Source organism: Variovorax sp. JS1663 (assembly GCF_002157355.1).
GTDB lineage: Bacteria > Pseudomonadota > Gammaproteobacteria > Burkholderiales > Burkholderiaceae_C > Variovorax.
In genome coordinates, this window is record NZ_LYMK01000135.1 from 1 (window position 1) to 1,352 (window position 1,352).

Consider the following 1,352-nt stretch of genomic DNA (forward strand, 5'->3'; position numbering starts at 1 on the left):
CTCGCCGGGGCAGAGCTTTGCAGCACCGGCTTCGATCCGGTGACGGTGTAGTCGAAGGCGTCGTAGATCGAGGCGAAGCGTGGTGGCTTCGATTCGTTGTCCGGGCCCCGCGCCACGCCGGTGATGCTGTGGATGAAGTTGAGCGTGGCCACATCCAGCGCCTGGTGGGCCGCGCGGTAGGCCTGCCACTGGTCGTACTCGGCCTGGGTGACCGGGTGGTCGAAGCGCCGCACCAGGACGGTGGCCGGGCCCGAGGGGCCGTCGACGGTGGCGGTGACGCCCTCCTGGCCCACGGTGATGTTCGGATCGATGCGCCCGGGGTGGCTCACGGGCAGATCGGCCGCCGGCGGCGCCACGCCGAAGGCGGCCCAGATGGGGTCGGTGGCGGCATACCAGGCGCCGGGCATGGCAGTGGCCCGGCAGCAGCGGGTCGGTGGCGGGCGAGGCGACCCAGTTGTTCCAGCCGGTGTCGGGGAACTGGATCTGCCCGCCGAAGCCGAAGAGGACTTCGCTGGCTTTCCAGCGCCGGCTGTCGCCGGGCAGCAGGTACTCGACCACGTGCTCGCTGGTGCCGGGCTGCAAGGTCCAGGTGACGCCGCCGTTGGTGTTGTTCAGGACTGCGGTCTTGATGTCGACTCGGCCGGTGGCCTCGATGGTCGAGGCGTGGTTGTTCAGGCTCGTGGCGGCCCCGGTGGCGCGGCCGTTGGCATCCAGGCTGCCGCCGATGGCGAGGTCGCCGTCGCTGAAGATCAGCGATCCCTCGCGGTTGTGGATGGAACCCGCGCCGATGTCCAGGCGATGGCGCGCGGCGATGGTGGCGGAGGAAGCAATCCCATTGACCGTCTCGGCCAGGTTGTTCAGGGTGCCGGTGCCGATGGAGATCGCATCGCCATAGATGCGGCCGGTGCCGATGTTGGTGAGGGTCGCTGCATCGATGCGGGTGGCCACGCCGTCGATGACGCCGCGGTTGGTGACGGTGCCGCTCGCGTTCAGGGTGGTGGTCCTGCCCTGGATGTCGCCGCTGGCGGCGTTGTGGATGTTGGTTGCCGCGAGTAGCAGGTTGTTGCCGGCAGCGAGCTTGCCGCTGTTGGTGATGTTGCCGAGAGTGGTGATGCCCAGGTTGCCGTTGGCGGTGGTCTGGCTGCCTGCGGCGACCACGACATCCTGGTTCAGCCAGGCGCATGTCGCCCTTGGAGAGCAGCTTGCCGTCGAAGGTGAGTGCAGCGGCATCGACAGTGAGCGACTGGCCGGCCAGCAGCGTGCTGCCGGTGTTCTTGACGGCGAGGGTCCTGGCAGCCGGGTTGGCGGCGTTGGCTGCGTTCGCATCGACGATGGACAGGGTGCCGCCGGCG

At 69.1% G+C, this 1,352-nt stretch carries 2 protein-coding genes and 1 pseudogene; 1 reads left to right on the plus strand and 2 read right to left on the minus strand.

Annotated elements, in window-relative coordinates; all coding sequences use genetic code 11:
* Together A8M77_RS37135 and A8M77_RS37605 are read right to left on the minus strand one after the other, a co-directional pair.
* Window positions 1-407 (minus strand): hypothetical protein (locus tag A8M77_RS37135; protein WP_238137088.1); only part of this gene is annotated, 407 nt, incomplete at its 3' end.
* Window positions 408-657: 250 nt separating this feature from the next.
* Window positions 658-1,158: pseudogene (locus tag A8M77_RS37605) on the minus strand (hypothetical protein); the annotation flags it as partial.
* Here A8M77_RS37605 and A8M77_RS37145 point away from each other — a divergent pair.
* Window positions 1,079-1,352 (plus strand): hypothetical protein (locus A8M77_RS37145; protein WP_238137090.1); only part of this gene is annotated, 274 nt, incomplete at its 3' end. The pseudogene A8M77_RS37605 and the gene A8M77_RS37145 overlap by 80 nt on opposite strands.